The organism is Sorangium sp. So ce887, from assembly GCF_051521455.1.
In the GTDB taxonomy this organism is placed as follows: Bacteria; Myxococcota_A; Polyangia; order Polyangiales; family Polyangiaceae; genus Sorangium.
Map to the genome: position 1 here is coordinate 530,811 of NZ_CP150354.1, position 17,060 is coordinate 547,870.

Genomic DNA, 17,060 nt, shown 5'->3' on the forward strand with positions numbered 1-17,060 from the left:
CGGTAAGCTCGCAGCGTGCTGCACCGTGTTCTCTCGATCGGCTGGGCCTGCCTCGGAGGGATCCTGCTCGCCGCGCTCGGCGGCGCCGGCTGCTCGCAGGACCACGACCTCCTCGGCCGAGATCCGCCGGGCGCGGCGAGCACGTCCGGCGCCGGCGGCGGCACGGGAGCGACCGCGAGCAGCGCGACCACCACCGGCACGGGCGGCGGCGATGCGGTCGAGCCGCCGGGGCCGACGAAGCTCACGGTGGTGAACGGCATCGGCGATCACGACGCGGTCCGCTTCTGCTTCCTCGCCTACCCCGACGGCACCGGCGCCGGCGTGGAGCCCTGGCCGAGCGCCGGCCTCGCGTTCGCCCGGGCCCGCGTGATCGAGCCGCTCGGCGCGGCGATCCCCGAGGGTACGAGCGTGCAAGCGCACGCGATCGCCGGCGACCTCGACGGGACGGAGGGGCTCGACTGCGCCGAGATCCTCGCGCTCGCCGCGGAGCCCGCGGCGCAGGTCGTGGCCGCGGGGCTCCCCGTGCTGCCGGCGTCGGTGTTCGCCGAGGAGAAGAGCCTTCTCCTGGTCGCCACCGGCTGCCTCGGCGGCGAGGGGCACACGCACGATGGGGAAAAGCAGGGCTGCGGCGACGCCTACACGGCCGACACGCCGACCGCCGGCCTCGTGGCGGTCGCCATGTCGCGGCGGACGAGCTTCGACAGGCTGAGCCTCCAGGTCGCGCACGCGAGCGCGGCGACGCCGAGGGTCCACGTGCGGCTCGCGCCCGGGCGCGCGGACGCGAGCGAGGCGGCCGTCGCGCAGGACCTCTCGTACGGCGCGATCTCGCCGTTCCCGCCGTTCACCGGCCTCTCGCGCGGCGATCTGGGCACGCTCGAGGAGGTCGAGATCGAGACCTACGATCCGCTCGAGGCGAAGGTGACGTCCTCGGTGCCGATGCGCGAGATCCTGGCGAACAGCGATGTGCCGGCGGACAGCATCGCGAACGGTCAGGGGTTCGTGCTCGTGGCCATCGGCGCTGCCCCGGAAACGGCGCGCGGCGGGTTCTGGCATCCCCTGACGTACGCGCTGCTGTGGGCGGATCCCTGAGCAGGTCCTGATCCTCCCCTCTCCGGACTCCCGCGCTGGCCGCCCCGTCAGGAGCTCAGCCACACCCCGTCCGGCCGCTCCCAGGCGACGCGCTGCAATTCCGCCTCGGGCATCAAGACGTCGTCGACAGCGGCCCGCAATCCCACGTTGACTCGCGTGGTGCGCTGCGTTGTCCGGCATTTGCGCACGACCCTGATTGCTTCTGTGCAATCGACTCAGGGGTGTCCTGCGTGCCGACGAGCTTGCAGGGGACGTTGTCGTATTGAAGGATAAGGATTCTGCTCCCTCGGTCTCGGGCGCCTACCTCCGCTCCGCAGGTCTCGTCTCGCAGGCCCTTCCGCGGCTCTGTCCGGCTCTTCTCCAAGGGCGTCGCGCCGGGAAAATCGCGAGTCGAGTGAGGAGCGGGAGCGCCCTGTACGGACGACATCCCAGGAGAATGCGCGCGTCGTGACGTTCGGGTGAATCTCCAGTATAACGCGAGTGCCTACATTCCGAGGGGGGAAGAGAACATGGCGACACAGGTGTTTGTCGGGGCGAGCTCCACGGCGGATCCAAAGAAGGCTGCCTCGGAGGCCGTGGCTGCGGCGCTCCGCGAGTCGGCGCGCTCCGAGCACGCTTCACCGCTGCCCGGACCGGCGCGACCCGCATTCGCGCTCGTCTTGTCGACGGATCAATACGACGCCGACGCGCTCGCTGCGGCCATGACGAGCGAGCTGCCCGGGGTCCCGTGGGCGGGGTGCTGCACGGCGGGGGTCTTCGCGGGCAGCCGGCTCCTCCGGCAGGGGCTCGTCGTGGGGCTCGTCGTCTCGGAGACCGTGCGCGTCGGCGTCGGGGTCGCGCAGCCGGTGAGCCAGGACGGGCGGCGCGCCGGCGTGCTCGCCGCCGCGCGCGCTCTCGAGGCGTTCCCCTCGTCCGTTCCGGCGGGGTGGAGCCGCGCGCTCATCGTGCTGCCGGACGCGCTCACGGGAAACGCGGCCGACGTCGTGCGCGGCGCGGTCGAGGTCGGCGGCACGGGCGTCGTCTGGGCCGGCGGCGGCGCGGGCGACAACCTCCGCTTCGTGCGCACCGCGCAGTTCGCGGGCGGCCGCGCCTACTCGGACAGCGTCGTCGTGGTCGCGATCGACTCGCCGGCGCGCATGGCCACCGGGATCCGCCACGGCTTCCGGCCCTATGGGCCGCCGACGATGGTCACCCGCGCCGAGGGCACGGTCCTCGCGGAGCTCGAGTACGAGGGCGCCTTCTCGGTCTACCAGCGCACCGCGCGGGCGAGGGGCGATCAGGTCAACCTCGACGGCTTCGCCACCTTCGCCATGACCCACCCGCTCGGCATCCCGCAGGCCGACGGCGAGCACGTCATCCGCGACCCGCTGCGCGTGGTCTCGCCGGGCGGCCTCTACTGTGTCGGCGAGGTCCCGGACGGCTGCCTCATCCGCGTCATGGAGGGCGACCCCATCGGCCTCGTCGGCGCCGCGCGCGAGGCCGCGACCACGGCGCGCGACGCGGTGGCCGGGCCGATCGCCGGCGCGTTCGTGTTCGACTGCATCTCGCGGTGCATGATGCTCGGCGACACGGTGCGCGACGAGCTGGCGACCTTCGAGAGCGAGCTCGGCCAGAGCGTCCCGGTGATGGGCTGTCTGACGTTCGGTGAGGTGGGCACGCTCGGCCGGGGAGTGCCGCAGTTCCACAACAAGACCGCCGTCGTGCTCGCGCTGGGGGCCTGAGCCAGGCGCGGCGGGAGCCCTGTATGCCGAGCGGTTCAGATCACGAGATCCAGGAGGAGAGGCTGGCGCTCCTCAGCGTCCTCCAGGAGCTCACGGTCGCAGCGCTCGACCTCTTCGATCCGCGCCAGTCGATGGCGATCTTCCTGGAGCGGCTCGCCGAGCGGCTGAGCTGCATCGCCGTGCTCGTGCTCGTCGAGCCGACGCCCCTCGCCCCGCGGCTCCTCGACGCCGCGGGGCTATCGGCGAGCTCGCGCGCGCTGCCCATCCCGCCGCGGTCGCCGGCCGCGGCGGGCGAGCCTGCGGGCGAGGGCGCGGGCCTCCGCTTGCCGTACCCCGAGCTCGCGCGGCCCGGGCTCGTGACGTGGCACTTCTCGCTGGAGGGGCAGGGCGACAGCGGCGCCTCCGGGCTCCTCCTCTGCTTCGAGGGCGAGCCCCCGTTCGCGCCGCGGTACCGGGGCATGATGCGCCGGCTCGCGGGGACCTTCCGCACGGCGCTCGTGCACCGCCTGCTCTACGCGCGCATGATCGAGAACGAGCTCGAGCGGGCGCGGAACCTCGCCGCGGCGGAGGCGGGGCGCGCCGCGGCGGAGGCGGCGCAGCGCCGCGCCGCGTTCCTCTCGGAGGCGAGCCGGCTGCTCTCCAGCTCGCTCAACTACGAGGCGACGCTGGTCCGCGTCGCGCGGCTGCCGGTCCCGTTCGTCGCGGACTGGTGCATGGTCGACATCATCGAGCGCGAGGCGATGCTCCGGCGCGCGGTCGTCGTCCACGCCAACCCCCAGAAGAGCGAGCTCGCGCGCCTGCTGCAGGGCCAGATGCCGATGGACGTGGTCCTTCCGTCCGGCGTGGCGCGCGTGCTGCAGACGGGCGAGGCGGTGCTCTGCGAGATCGCCGGCGCGCCCGCCCCCGAGGGCGAGCGCGGCGCGGTGGACAGCGAGCCGCCGGTGTCCGCCAGCGAGGCGCTCCTCCGGGAGCTCGGCCTCCGGCGCTACATCTCCGTGCCGCTCGTCACGCGCGGCACGATGCTCGGCGTGCTCACCATCGCCTCGGGCCGCGACGATCTCCTGTACGGCGTCGAGGACCGGGCGCTCGCCGAGGATCTCGGGCGGAGGGCCGCGCTGGCGATCGACAACGCGCGGCTCTACGAGAGCGCGCAGCGGGCGATCCGGGCGCGCGAGGAGCTCGTCGCGGTGGTGTCGCACGATCTCAAGAGCCCGCTCGCGACCATCGTCATGAACACGAGCCTCCTGCGCCGGAAGCTGCCGAGCTCGGACGAGGCGGCCGAGCTGCGGCGCCCGGTCGAGCGCATCCAGAAGTCGGCCGATCGCATGAACCGACTCATCCGCGATCTGCTCGACCTGGCGAAGCTCGACGGCGGCCACATCTCGATCCAGCCGGTGCCGCACGACGTCGCCCTCCTGCTGAGCGACGCCTTCGAGCTCCTGCGCGAGGAGGCGGCGGAGAAGTCGCTGCGCCTGGAGCACAGCATCGAGCTCGGCGTCGAGCGGGCGCTGTGCGACCGCGAGCGGGTCCTGCAGGTGATCGCGAACATCGTCGGCAACGCGATCAAGTTCACGCCCGCGGGCGGCGAGGTCGCGCTCCGCGCCGAGCCGTGGGGCAGGGAGGTGCGCCTCTCGGTGCGCGACACCGGCCCGGGCATCCCGGACGACCAGCGGGCGAGGATCTTCGAGCGCTACTGGCAGGCGAAGGAGACCGCCCACCAGGGCACGGGGCTCGGCCTCTCGATCGCGAAGGCGCTCGTCGAGGTGCACGGCGGGCGGATCTGGGTCGAGAGCAAGGTGGGCGAGGGGAGCACGTTCTTCTTCACGCTCCCGGCGGCGGAGGCCGCGGGCGCGACCGCGGGAGTCGCGGCGGGCACGCGCCTCGGCGCCTGATCGCGGTGATCGGGTTTCGCCGGACAGCGATGTAATCAACCCACCTAGGCGCATCTGTCCTTGATTTCGCGCCTTGGCGGGCCGATCCGTTCATCGCTATACCTACCGCGATGAACGACGTCGGCGACGACAGGGGCAACGCGGCAGAGGCCCAGGCGCGCGGGGACGAGGACGAGCGGGGGCTCGTCAGGGCCGCATTGCAGCTCCTGGGCATCCGCAACCTGGTGCTCGCGATCCACGATCCGAGCTTTCCGTCGGACGACGCGGAGGACACCGGGCGCGGGTCTCCGTACACGGAGGGGGGGCGCCGGTTCCTCCGGTTTGCGCGCGATCTCGGGTTCAACGGCGTCCAGCTCGGGCCCCAGGGGGAGACCTCGGCCGACAACGCGTCTCCGTACGACGGCACCATCTTCTCGCGGAGCACGCTGTCGATCGCGCTCGCTCGGCTGGCGGAGGACGGCCCCTGGGGCGTGCTCCTCCGCCCCGAGTCGGTGACGAAGATCGTGGCCGGGAAGCCCGGCGGCAGCGAGGGGCGCGCGCTGCACGGCTACGCCCACCGCGCGCAGCGCGCCGCGCTGCGCGAGGCGTACGCGTCGTTCGTCGACGGGCGGAGGCGCGGCGAGCTCGGGGCCCTCGCCGCTCGGCTCGACGCGTTCAGGAAGCGGAACGCGGCGTGGCTCGAGCGGGACGGGCTTTACGGTCCGCTCTGCGACGAGCACCGGAGCGGCTGGTTTCACGGCTGGTCCGGCGCGCCGGATCTGGATCGCCGCCTCTGGGCGCCCGGCCCGGGCGAGGCGGTCGCCTGCGCGGAGCGCAGGAGGGAGCTCCTCGACCGGTACCGCGACGAGCTCGACCTCTACGCCTTCTGCCAGCTCCTCGCGCACGAGCAGCACGCGGCGCTCCGGGCGGTGACGGCCGAGCTCGGGCTCAAGCTCTATGGAGATCTGCAGATTGGCTATTCGCCTCAGGATGCCTGGGCCCATCAATCGGTCTTCCTGAAGGGTTATCTGATGGGGGCGCCGCCGAGCCGGACCAACCCGGAGGGCCAGGTGTGGAACTACCCTGTCCTGGATCCGGCGCAGTACACGGACGGCTCCTCCGGCGCGCTCGCGCTCGTGCGGGCGCGGATGGACAAGATGTTCGACGAGTTCGACGGGGTGCGCCTCGATCACCCGCACGGCCTCGTCTGCCCGTGGGTGTACGCCGCCGGCGCCCCCGATCCGCTCCGCGCGGTCCAGGGTGGGGCGCGGCTCTTCTCGTCGCCCGACCTGCCGGACCACCCGCTGCTCGCCCGCTACGCGATCGTCTCTCCTGCGCAGCTGAACCGCGCCGTGCCCCGGTACGCGGACGACTGGGTCGCCTCGCTGACGCCGGAGCAGGTCGGGCGCTACAGCGTGATCTTCGACACCATCGCGAGCTGCGCGGAGGCCCACGGGCGCGCCATCACCGACGTCGTGTGCGAGGTCCTGAGCACGCTCCCGTACCCGCTCAGGGCCGTCCTCGAGCGGCACGGGCTGGGGCGCTTCCGGGTCACGCAGAAGGCCGATCTCGACAACCCGAAGGACGTCTATCGCAGCGAGAACGCCGCGCCCTCCGACTGGATCATGGTGGGGACCCACGACACGCCGCCGCTCTGGAGGCTCGTCGACACGTGGGCGCGCGCCTCCGCGCTCGAGCGGCAGGCGGCGTACCTCGCTGCCCGGCTGGCGCCCTCGCCGGCCGAGGAGGGCGCGATGGCGCGCGCGCTCGCGTCCGACCCGCGCGCGCTCGCGCAGGCCAAGTTCGCCGACCTCTTCGCGAGCCAGGCGTCGAACGTGATGGTCTTCTTCTCCGATCTGCTCGGGGTGAAGGAGATCTACAATGCTCCCGGGACGATAGGCGATCACAACTGGTCGCTGCGGGTGCCCCGCGATTACGAGCGCTCCTATTCCGAGATGCGCGCGCGCGGCGAGGCGCTCGATCTCCCGCGCGTCCTCGCGCTCGCGCTGCGCGCCCGGGGAGGCGCGGAGTCGCAGGAGCGCCGTGACCTCGCCGCGCGGCTGGAGCGCCGGTCCGGCCCGGCCCGCGGTCAGCGCTGAGCGCGCGCGGCCAGTGCTGGCCGCGCGCGCCCCCCCCGCTCGCGGCCTAATTCGCGCGAACGTCACCCGGCGTTTGCGTGCAAGTAACAGGCTGAGCGCATCCTCGGGCCTGGCTTTCCCCTCGGGGATGGAGCTGGCCTAGGTCGAATGAGCGTTCCCAGCGACCCCCAAGGTTGGCGCAAGTACCGCCCCATCGCCGAGATCGGCAGGGGCGGGATGGCCGACGTCTGCCTCGCGGTCGCCCGCGGTCCGGCCGGCTTCAACAAGCTGGTGGTGCTGAAGAGGGCGCGGGTCGAGCTCTGCGAGGACGCCGAGATCCTCGCCATGTTCCTCGACGAGGCGCGCCTCGCGGCCCGGCTCAACCATCCGAACGTCGTGCAGACGTACGAGGTGGGCGAGGACGGCGAGCGGCTCTTCATCGCCATGGAGTACCTCGACGGCCAGCCGCTCAGCCAGCTCCGCACCCGCGTGGGGTTGACCGATCTGTCGCTCCCCGTTCAGGTGCGGATCCTGACCGACGCGCTCGCCGGGCTCCATTACGCGCACGAACTGCGCGATTTCGACGGCACGCCCATTCAGGTGGTCCACCGCGACGCGAGCCCGCAGAACATCTTCGTCACCTACGACGGCGTCATCAAGGTCGTCGATTTCGGGATCGCGAAGGCGGCAGATTCGTTGTCCGAGACGCGCGCCGGCATGCTCAAGGGCAAGGTGGCCTATATGTCGCCGGAGCAGTCGCGAGGCGAGCGCGTGGACCGGCGCTCCGACGTCTTCGCCGTCGGCGTGATCCTCTGGGAGGCCATCGCGGGGAGGCGGATGTGGAAGGGCTACAACGACCTCGCGATCCTCGGGCGGCTCGGCCTGGGCGAGCTCCCGGATCTCCGGGTGGCCGCGCCGCACGTCGACCCCGAGCTCGAGCGGATCTGCGGACGGGCGCTCGCGCCGGCGCTCGGCGAGCGCCACGCCACCGCGGCCGAGCTGCACGCGGATCTCGAGCGCTGGCTCCGCGAGCACCATCCTGGAATGAGCGCTCGCGAGGTCGGCGTGTTCGTGGCGAGCCGGTTCGCGGACGATCGCGCGCGGATCCAGCAGCTCGTCGAGGAGCAGCTGCGCGACGTGCGCTGGTCCGGCAGCTACCCGAAGATCACCATCTCGGACCTCCCGAAGATCGGCGCCGGTCCGGTGTCGATGACCCCGACCTTGACGGCCCCCGCGGCGTTCAGCCCGTCGGACGCGAGCTCGATGCCGCCCTCGGTGAGCTCGACGGGGACGGGGCAGACCGGGCGAACCAGGCACCGCGGGCGCGCCTCGCGCCGGAGTCGGGTGGTGGCCGCGACCGCGATCGCCTTCCTCCTCGCCGCGGGCGTCGTGGGTGCTGGACTCCTGCGTCCACCGCTGTCGCGCACGGCGCCGGCCGGCCCCCTCGAGGCGCTCACCGCTCCGCCGGCGGCGGCGCCTTCCGCGCAGCCGGAGGAGGTGCGCCTCGTGGTCCGCGTCTCGCCCGCGGAGGCGCGGCTCTTCCTCGATGGAGCGCCGCTGTCGAGCGGCGGTTACGAGGGCCAGCTCCTCAAGGACGGGCGCGTGCGCGTCGTCCGCGCCGAAGCGCCGGGTTTCCTTGCGCAGGAAGAGAAGATCACGGCGAGCAACGATCTCGTCGTGAAGCTCGCGCTGGAGCGCGATCCGGGCGCGCTGCGATCAAGACCGGCGCCGATCGCCCGGAGCACGCCGGCGATCGCGGCCTCCTCGGCGGCCGCGACGCCGCCGCCTGTCCCGCCGCGCGGCGACGAGAAGCGGGGGCGCGGAATCGACCTGGAGAGCCCCTACGCCCGATGACGACCTCGCGAGCCCTCGCCCTCGCCGCCGCGGCGATCGTCTTCGGCCTTCCGGGCGTCGCGCTCGCCGGGCCGACCGACGGTACCGCCGAGGCCGACGCGCGCTTCCGGCGCGGCGTCGAGCTCTACAACGAGGCCGATTACAGCGCGGCGCTCACGGAGTTCCGCCGCGCCTACGCGCTCGCGCCTGCGTATCAGGTGCTCTACAACGTCGCGGGGGCGTGTTACCAGCTCAGGGACTACGCCTGCGCGCTGCGCGCCTTCGAGCGGTACCTGACCGACGGCGGCGCGCAGATCGCGGCCGACCGGCGGGCCGAGGTCGAGCGGGACATCGCCGTGCTGCGGGGCCGCGTCGCGACCGTCGCCCTCTCGACCTCGGTGCCCGACATGGAGATCGCCGTCGACGACGTCCCGGTGGGCAGGACCCCGCTCGCCGAGCCGTTGCTGATGAGCGCCGGGCGGCGGCGCATCGTCGCTGCGGCGGCGGGCCGCCCGGCCGTCACGCGGGTCATCGACGTGGCCGGCGGCGATCAGGTCGAGCTCAGGCTCGAGATCCCCGACGCGCAAGCCCAGCAGGCCGTGCGCGCCGGCCCTCGCCTCGTCGCGCCTTCGCCGGAGCAGCCCGGCGTCGCCATGGACCGAGCATCTCGCCAGGAGCGGAGCGTGCCCGTCCTGCCCTGGATCGCGACCGGCGCCCTCGCCGCGGGCGCGGCGGTCACCGGGGTCCTCGCGCTCGGCGCCTCGCGCGCTCTCGGCGCCGAGCTCGCCGACTTCCCGGGCGACGCGCAGGCGATCGAGCGCGCGCGGACCCGGACCGCGACGCTCGCGGTCACCACCGATCTGCTCGCTGGCGCCGCCGTGCTCGTCGGCGGGGTCGCGCTCTACCTCACCGTCGCCGGCGGCGCGGAGCGCTCCGGCGGAGCCCACGCCTCGTTGCCCTCGATCCGGGCCGTGGTTGCTCCGTCGTCCTTCCGGCTCCTCGGCACCTTCTAGGGCGGCGCGCGTCATGCAACGGCAGCCCTTCGCAGCGGACCAGCGGCACCTCACGCGGCGGTCATCGCGCGCGCTTGGCGCCTGCCTTTGCGCGGCGCTCTCGCTCGTGCTCGCCTCGTGCTCGGTGATCGTCGAGCAGCGGGATCGGCAGTGCGCCACGGACGCCGACTGCGCGCGGTTCGACGGCGCCCGGTGCGACCCCGGCGGGCACGTCTGCGTGCCTGCGGACGGCGCCTCGCCGGGCGGGTGCGACGGCGACAACGGTTGCTACAGCTGCACGCCAGCGACGAACGAGCAGCTCCTCAACGCCTGCACCGACGCGGCGTGCCGGCCGTTCGACAACGGGAGGCTCACGAACCTCCGCGACGGCGAGCTTCCGCCGTTGCCGGAGACAGGAGCGGGCGGGGGTCGCTGACCCAGGCCGCGGATGTGATGCGACGATGATGTGCGATGGGATGTTCCGGTCCTGCCCGATCTTCCACCCCGCGGCGGCGCTGCTCGGCGCCCTCGCCGTGGCGTCGCCCGCGGCGGCGCAGCAGGCCGTGCCGTGCTCCTCGCTGCCGTTCCCGGTCTACGTCACCGGATCGAGCGCGGTGAAGCCGTTCCTCGCCGAGCTCGCGAAGGTGCTCAGCGCGTCGACACCCCCCATCTCCGTCGTCTACCAGGGGCAAGGCTCGTGCTCCGGGGTCACCGCGTTCTTCGAGGGCGCGCCGCTCTCGGGCGCCGGCCTGACCTACTGGGACGCCGACACCGAGCTCCTGTGCGACGCCGATCCGGCCGGGAGCCCGATCGACGTCGCGGTGTCCGACGTGTTCGCGACGACCTGCGACGCCGCCTTCACGACCTCGAGCACGGTCAGCGATTTCACCGGTCCGATCCAGCCGATGACCTTCGTCGTCCCCAACGCCTCGACGCAGGAGTCGATCAGCGCCGAGGCCGCGTACTTCGTGTACGGGTTCGGCCAGGGCTCCGGCGTGGCCCCGTGGCTCGACGAGCGCTTCATCTTTCAGCGCAACGCCGGCTCCGGCACGCAGCAGATGATGGCGGCGGCGATCCGTGTCCCGGCGTCGCGCTGGCTGGGGACGCCCACGACGTCGAGCGACGACATGAGGAACAGCGTGGCGTTTTCGACGGCCGGGGAGAGCACGCTCGGCATCCTCGGCGCCAACGTGGCGAGCGAGAGCGCCTCGCTGCTCAAGGTGCTCGCTTACCAGCACTACGACCAGCAATGCGGTTATTACCCCGACTCCGATCCTCTGAAGCGCGACAAGCGCAACGTCAGAGACGGCCATTACGCGATCTGGGGCCCTCTCCACTTCCTCACCCACGTCAACATCAACACCGGAGCTCCGCTGAGCGACGGCGCGGCGCTGGTGATCGACTATCTCACCGGCAGGAAGCAGCCGCCCGCGGGGCTCGATCTCATCAAGCTCGAGGCGCAGCACGATGTCGTCCCCGAGTGCGCCATGCGGGCGCGGCGCACCGAGGAGATGGGGCCGCTCGCGTCGTTCATGCCGACGCGGTCGTGCTGGTGTTACTTCGATGCTGTCGCCGGCGGCGGCGCCGACTGCGCACCTTGCGACAGCGACGCGGACTGCCCGGCGGACGCCCCGAAGTGCAACTTCGGCTATTGCGAGCCGCAATGATCTGACGCCCGCGCCGGCTGCCGCTCGACGCCGCTCCGGTCGCGACGTTGCGCTGCCTCGCCTCGATCGGGCGACCTGCCCGCCCTCCGGCGCGGCCGCTCGACGCAGGGCGTCGCACGGTCGCGTCGGTCAAAAAGCTTGCATCCAGCCCCCTCGGGCTGCATTGATCCGGGCGAGCGCCGCGGTCATGGGGCCTCGCCCGTACGACGCGGCGGCACAGTGCGACAAGGTGGTCAATCGCCCGCAGAGCCCGTGAGTCGAGAACGAGATGGGAGACACCAGGTGAGCACGACCAAAGCGTCTCTTGGCACCCTGTTCCTCATGCTCTCCCTGGCCGCGCCTGCGCTGGCGCAGGAGGCGGCGCCGCGGCAGCCCATCACGGACAAGACGAAGGAGCGTTGGGCGAAGACCCAGGGAGGCCGGTTCGGATTCGAGGTCGACGTCCTCACCTCGTCGTACCAGGAGCAGATCATCGAGGCGCGCCCGGGGCCGGATGAGGTCACGCTCTCGGAGTCCGATCGGCTCGGCATCGCCATCACCGCCGTGATGCAGTACCAGCTCTTCGCGGGTCTCCACCTCGACGCCGAGATGCCGTTCGCTTACGGCGACGTCTCGGGCCCCCACTCCACGGACCTGTTTGGCAAGCGATTCTGGAGCACCGCAGACTACAGCGATTTCTTCCTCGGCAATCCCACGTTCGGCCTGCACTACGCCCTCAACGCGCTGCCGAACCTCGCGCTCTTCGGCGGCATGAGCGTGACGGTCCCGCTCCACCCGCACCCGAGCGCGGACCTCGAGGTCGCGGCGGTGGCGAATTTCCCCGCGCGGGCCTACTTCGACGCGCAGCGCGTGCTGCTCGGGCACTGGGCCCTCCGGGCGCGCGTCGGGACCGAGATCCACTTCGGCAAGGTCCTGTTCCTCACCCACGACGTCGCGACGCAGATCTTCATGCCGACCCGGGAAGGGGACTTCACGAAGACCGTGATCGAGCAAGGCAACGAGATCGAGTTCCGCCCGTTCGGCAACTTCGGCATCGGCATGCGCCTCCAGGCTGCCTTCCCCCTCTCGTCGAGCAACTCCGCCCAGCTGGCGGCGGAGCCGTTCATCGGCTGGGAGCCGCTCGTGAAGGGCTCCTTCACCCGCGTCGGCGCGCTTGTCGCGCTGGACGACGACCTCGGCTTCGGCCTGAACCAGGGGAAGGTCGCCACCATCCGCGTCGCCCTCGGCAGCAAATGGTAGGAGGCGAGCGCGGCAGCGTCGAGCTACGCTGAGCGCCGCACGATGACCACGAGCTCGATCTCCGATCCTTGGGTGGGCTGCCCTCGGCCGAACCCCGCTGCCCGGCTTCGTCTCTTCTGCTTTCCCTATGCCGGCGGCGGCTCGTCGATCTACGGCGCCTGGTGGCGCGAGCTCCCGGCGCACACGGAGCTCTGCGCGATCAAGCTCCCGGGCCGGGAGGCGCGCCTGAGGGAGCCGCCCTTCGAGCGCCTCACCCTGCTTGTCCAGGCCCTCGCGACCGCGCTCGAGCGCTGGCTCACGAAGCCGTTCGCCTTCTACGGCCACAGCCTCGGCGCGCTGGTGAGCTTCGAGCTCGCGCGCGAGCTGCGCCGGCGGGGCGCTCCCTCGCCGCGCCATCTCCTCCTGTCGGGCCGGCGCGCGCCCCACCTGCCCGGCCCGGCGCCGCTCCACGGCCTGCCCGATCACGAGTTCCTGGCGTGGCTCCGCCGCATGGGCGGCACGCCCGACGAGGTGCTGCGCGAGCCGGAGCTCCTGGCGCTCTTCCTGCCCACCCTGCGCGCGGATGTGGCGGTCAACGAGGCCGAGCCGTTCGTCCCCGAGGCTGCGCTCGACTGCCCGATCTCCGCCTTCGGGGGCATCGAGGACGAGCGCGCGGACCGCGCCGAGCTCGAGGCCTGGCGCGAGCACACGCGCGGGCCCTTCCGGGTCGAGATGTTCCCCGGCGGGCACTTCTTCCTGCGGAGCGCCCGGCAGCCCCTCCTGCGGTCGATTGGAGCCCTCCTCGACGGCGCCGAGCGCGAGCTGCCCGTGTGACGCCCGGCGCTGGGTGGGTGTTGAGCCCGGGGCCGGAGCCATGCAAAAACAGGGGGACCCGCAGCCTCCCTGCCCCCCGGAGACCCGAACGATGACCGATTTTCAGTACCAGGACATGCTGCCCCTCGGCCATGACGAGACGCCTTACCGCCTCGTCAGCCGCGACCATGTCTCCACCTTCGAGGCCGCCGGCTCGACCTTCCTCAAGGTCGAGCCGGCGGGGCTCACGCTGCTCGCGCGCGAGGCCATGCGCGACATCGCCCACCTCCTCCGGCCCGGTCACCTCGCGCAGCTCGCGCGGATCCTCGCCGATCCCGACGCCTCGTCGAACGACCGCTTCGTCGCCCTCGAGCTCCTCAAGAACGCGAGCATCGCCGCGGGGGGCGTGCTTCCGTCGTGCCAGGACACCGGCACGGCCATCATCATGGGCAAGAAGGGCCAGCTCGTCTTCACGGGCGGCGGCGACGAGGCGGCGATCGCGCGCGGCGTCTTCGAGACCTACCGCGTGCAGAACCTCCGCTATTCGCAGCTCGCGCCGCTCGACATGTACAAGGAGGTCAACACGAACGACAACCTCCCTGCGCAGATCGAGATCTTCGCGACGGACGGCGACGCCTACAAGCTCCTGTTCATGGCGAAGGGCGGCGGCTCCGCGAACAAGAGCTATCTTTACCAGGAGACCAAGGCGCTCCTGAACCCGGAGAGCCTGCTCTCCTTCGTCGAGGCCAAGATCCGCGCGCTCGGCACGGCGGCGTGCCCGCCGTACCACCTCGCCATCGTCGTCGGCGGCACCTCGGCCGAGCACACGCTCAAGGTCGCGAAGCTCGCCTCGGCGCGCTACCTCGACACGCTCCCGGCCGAGGGCAACGCGCGCGGTCGCGGCTTCCGCGATCGCGACCTCGAGCAGAAGGTCCTCGAGCTCGCGCAGCGGACGGGGATCGGCGCCCAGTTCGGGGGCAAGTACTTCTGTCATGACGTGCGGGTCATCCGCCTGCCGCGGCACGGCGCCTCGTGCCCGGTGGGCATCGCCGTCTCGTGCTCCGCGGACCGGCAGGCCCTCGGCAAGATCACGCGCGAGGGCATCTTCCTCGAGCAGCTCGAGGCCGATCCCGCGAAGTACCTGCCCGACACCACGGACGCGGATCTGGGGGGCGAGGTCGTGAAGCTCGATCTCCGCCGCCCCATGCGCGAGATCCGCGCCGAGCTCTCGAAGTCCCCGATCCGGACGCGGCTCTCGCTGAGCGGGCCACTGATCGTCGCGCGCGACATCGCGCACGCCAAGATCAAGGAGCGCCTCGATCGCGGCGACGGCATGCCGAGCTACATGCAGGAGTTCATGGTCTACTACGCGGGGCCCGCGAAGACGCCGGCGGGCTATGCCTCCGGCTCGTTCGGGCCCACCACGGCCGGCCGGATGGACGCGTACGTCGATCTCTTCCAGGCGAACGGCGGCAGCCACGTTATGCTCGCCAAGGGCAACCGCTCGCCCGCGGTCACCGCGGCGTGCAAGAAGCACGGCGGCTTCTACCTGGGCTCGATCGGCGGCCCGGCCGCGCGCCTCGCCAAGGACTGCATCAAGAAGGTCGAGGTGCTCGAGTACCCCGAGCTCGGCATGGAGGCGGTCTGGAAGATCGAGGTCGAGGATTTCCCCGCCTTCATCGTGGTCGACGACAAGGGCAACGATTTCTTCGCCGACATCAACAAGCCGGCCGGCCGGAAGCTCGACGTCGCGGGCTGAGCTCCCGAGCCCGGGAATCGCGGCCGGGCAGCGCTCCCTCGGCCTCCAGCGCCGGCGCGGCCGCGGCCCGGTCGCCCCCTCTCTGCGCGCACCCGATCTTCCAGGACCTCCGGGCGCTCCGCGTCGGCGGAGCGGAAATAACGAGTTGGACTGACGATCATGTCCTCCGGATCGAACGCGGAGAGCCCCTGTTTCGTCCACTCGTGACGCGGCTCCTGACCTGCTGCCATGAACGGGGGTCGACCGTGGCAAAAGGTCACATTCGAGGCGTCTTTGCGCCTGTTCAGTCCGGTTTCGGCTCCACGAGCGTCCCTGGATCTGCGGTCCGCGGGGGCACGGTCCGTGCTTTGACCTCGTGCGGAAGGAGCTGAGAATGACACTTCGACCTGATCGCACGGTGTTCCATGGCCCTGCAGATGCTGGGCACCACCGTTTCGAGGATCGGCACGGCGGTCCGGACGGGGCTCGCCATCACATGGAGGAGGAGCGCATGGAGCGGCTGGTGCGCGCGGCTCAGGAGGTCTCGGATCAGGTGGAGCGCGGAGAGCGCGACAAGCGCCGCGACGCTGGGCAGGGTGGACGGGCCGATGCTGGCGGCGTCGAGGCGCGGCCGGCTCCGAGGACCGCGAGCATCGCCGATCTCGAGCGCGCGGATGATGAGGGGATGCCCTCGCCGGAGGAGACGTGATGGGAGCGCGTGCGATGAGCCTTGATGGGGTCGTCGATCGGTTCGTGCCGAGCGCGCTTCGCAGGACGGAGCGCGCGCCCCTGGCCGGTGCGCTGGACGCGGAGGTCCGGCACGTGGACACGTGGAGCGCGGGGCGCCTCGCCTATTATGTCGACACGCGCGCGGCGGGGCGCCCGGTCGTGCTCGTTCATGGGGTCGACGCGGCCGCCTCGTCCAAGGAGATGGCTCCCCTGTTCAATGCGCTGCGCCGGAATAGGCCTGTCTATGCGCTCGATCTCCCGGGATTCGGCCTCTCGGAGCGATCGGACCGCGCTTACGATCGCGAGCTCTACCGCGCCGCCGTGCGCCGCTTCCTCACGGACGTGGTGCGCGAGCCGGGCGGCGCCGATGTCATCGCGCTCTCCCTCTCCTCGGAGTTCGTCGCCGCCGTCGCCTGCGAGGAGATGAGCCTCGTCCACAGCCTCGTGCTCGTCTCCCCGACGGGGCTCGGCCGCGAGGCGCCCGGCGCCAACGTCGTCCTCCGGGCCGTCTCGCACGTTCCCCCCGTCGCGGAGGCGCTCTATCGCGTGCTGGCGTCGCCGCCGAGCATTCGCTGGTTCCTGAAGAAGAGCTTCGTCGGCGCCCCGGATCCCGGCCTGGTCGACTACGCCATCCGCACCTCGAAGGAGCCTGGCGCCCACCGCGCCCCCCTCGCGTTCATCTCCGGCGCCCTGTTCACGGAGGGCGCCTTCCAGCGCCTTTATGCGCGTCTGCCCGTCCCCACCTTGATCGTCCACGATCAGGACCCGTATTCGCGCTTCGACCGTCTCGACGATCTCCAGCAGCAGAATACGCGTGTGGAGGTCGCTCGCGTCGCGCCCACGCGGGGCCTCCCCCACTTCGAGCAGCTCGACGCCACGCTCGAGGTCGTGCGCAGGTTCTGGGCGCAGGACCCCTGGTAGACGCTCCTCGAAGAACGACCAGGACAGCGCGGGGGCAGCTCCGCGCAGGGCGGACGTCGAGTTCTTGCTGAGCCCCGGGGTTGGTGGCGAACGACGAGACAACCGGCGTCCTCGGGGTCCTTCCAGGAGACGCCAGCGATCGAGTGGGCTGCATCACGGCAAGGCCTCCTCTCCGACTTCGACTCGCGCGGCGCCCGCTTCCGCGGCGGACCTCCGAGGACCTGCGTCGTCCATCGCGTTCCCTCGCCGTGAACCATGACGCCGTTGCCGGGCGGCTGGTGAGGTAGCGTGGGCGCTCCGTGTGCACGGTCACATGCGGACCGGTCCAGTTTTGGCGAGTTCGTTAGGACCCTGACATTCGTTGCCTCGACGGCGTTTCCCCCCGCGGCC

Annotated in this window: 13 protein-coding genes; all 13 read left to right on the forward strand. The window is 71.9% G+C overall.

The window, feature by feature from the left end; all coding sequences use genetic code 11:
* The first annotated feature begins 15 nt into the window (after positions 1-15).
* The 13 genes from WMF36_RS02095 (at position 16) to WMF36_RS02155 (ending at position 16,670) form a co-directional block, all read left to right on the forward strand.
* Positions 16-1,089: a hypothetical protein gene (locus WMF36_RS02095; protein WP_437577883.1), complete on the forward strand. Its 1,074-nt coding sequence runs from the start codon at positions 16-18 to the stop codon at positions 1,087-1,089.
* A 509-nt stretch (positions 1,090-1,598) separates the two neighbouring features.
* Complete coding sequence (locus WMF36_RS02100; RefSeq protein ID WP_437577884.1) at positions 1,599-2,810, forward strand: FIST signal transduction protein; 1,212 nt, start codon at positions 1,599-1,601, stop codon at positions 2,808-2,810.
* A gap of 23 nt (positions 2,811-2,833) precedes the next feature.
* Positions 2,834-4,702 carry a GAF domain-containing sensor histidine kinase gene (locus tag WMF36_RS02105; protein ID WP_437577885.1) on the forward strand — a complete coding sequence of 623 codons (1,869 nt, stop codon included), beginning with the start codon at positions 2,834-2,836 and terminating at the stop codon, positions 4,700-4,702.
* A gap of 110 nt (positions 4,703-4,812) precedes the next feature.
* Positions 4,813-6,780 (forward strand): 4-alpha-glucanotransferase, encoded by a 1,968-nt coding sequence (locus WMF36_RS02110; RefSeq protein ID WP_437577886.1) that lies wholly within the window; start codon positions 4,813-4,815, stop codon positions 6,778-6,780.
* A 147-nt stretch (positions 6,781-6,927) separates the two neighbouring features.
* On the forward strand, positions 6,928-8,613 hold the full coding sequence (locus WMF36_RS02115) for a serine/threonine-protein kinase (RefSeq protein WP_437577887.1): 1,686 nt from the start codon (positions 6,928-6,930) through the stop codon (positions 8,611-8,613).
* Positions 8,610-9,605: a hypothetical protein gene (locus tag WMF36_RS02120; RefSeq protein WP_437577888.1), complete on the forward strand. Its 996-nt coding sequence runs from the start codon at positions 8,610-8,612 to the stop codon at positions 9,603-9,605. Before WMF36_RS02115 ends, WMF36_RS02120 begins: the two co-directional genes overlap by 4 nt.
* Before the next feature lie 13 nt (positions 9,606-9,618).
* Entirely contained in the window at positions 9,619-10,020 is a 402-nt protein-coding gene (locus WMF36_RS02125) for a hypothetical protein (RefSeq protein ID WP_437577889.1), read from the forward strand.
* 40 nt (positions 10,021-10,060) lie between these two features.
* Positions 10,061-11,251: a substrate-binding domain-containing protein gene (locus tag WMF36_RS02130; protein WP_437577890.1), complete on the forward strand. Its 1,191-nt coding sequence runs from the start codon at positions 10,061-10,063 to the stop codon at positions 11,249-11,251.
* A 282-nt stretch (positions 11,252-11,533) separates the two neighbouring features.
* Entirely contained in the window at positions 11,534-12,490 is a 957-nt protein-coding gene (locus WMF36_RS02135) for a hypothetical protein (protein WP_437577892.1), read from the forward strand.
* 42 nt (positions 12,491-12,532) lie between these two features.
* Positions 12,533-13,303 (forward strand): thioesterase II family protein, encoded by a 771-nt coding sequence (locus WMF36_RS02140; RefSeq protein ID WP_437577893.1) that lies wholly within the window; start codon positions 12,533-12,535, stop codon positions 13,301-13,303.
* A gap of 91 nt (positions 13,304-13,394) precedes the next feature.
* Positions 13,395-15,041 (forward strand): fumarate hydratase, encoded by a 1,647-nt coding sequence (locus tag WMF36_RS02145; RefSeq protein WP_437577894.1) that lies wholly within the window; start codon positions 13,395-13,397, stop codon positions 15,039-15,041.
* A 373-nt stretch (positions 15,042-15,414) separates the two neighbouring features.
* On the forward strand, positions 15,415-15,729 hold the full coding sequence (locus WMF36_RS02150) for a hypothetical protein (RefSeq protein ID WP_437577895.1): 315 nt from the start codon (positions 15,415-15,417) through the stop codon (positions 15,727-15,729).
* A 14-nt stretch (positions 15,730-15,743) separates the two neighbouring features.
* Positions 15,744-16,670: an alpha/beta fold hydrolase gene (locus tag WMF36_RS02155; RefSeq protein WP_437577896.1), complete on the forward strand. Its 927-nt coding sequence runs from the start codon at positions 15,744-15,746 to the stop codon at positions 16,668-16,670.
* Positions 16,671-17,060: the final 390 nt, after the last annotated feature.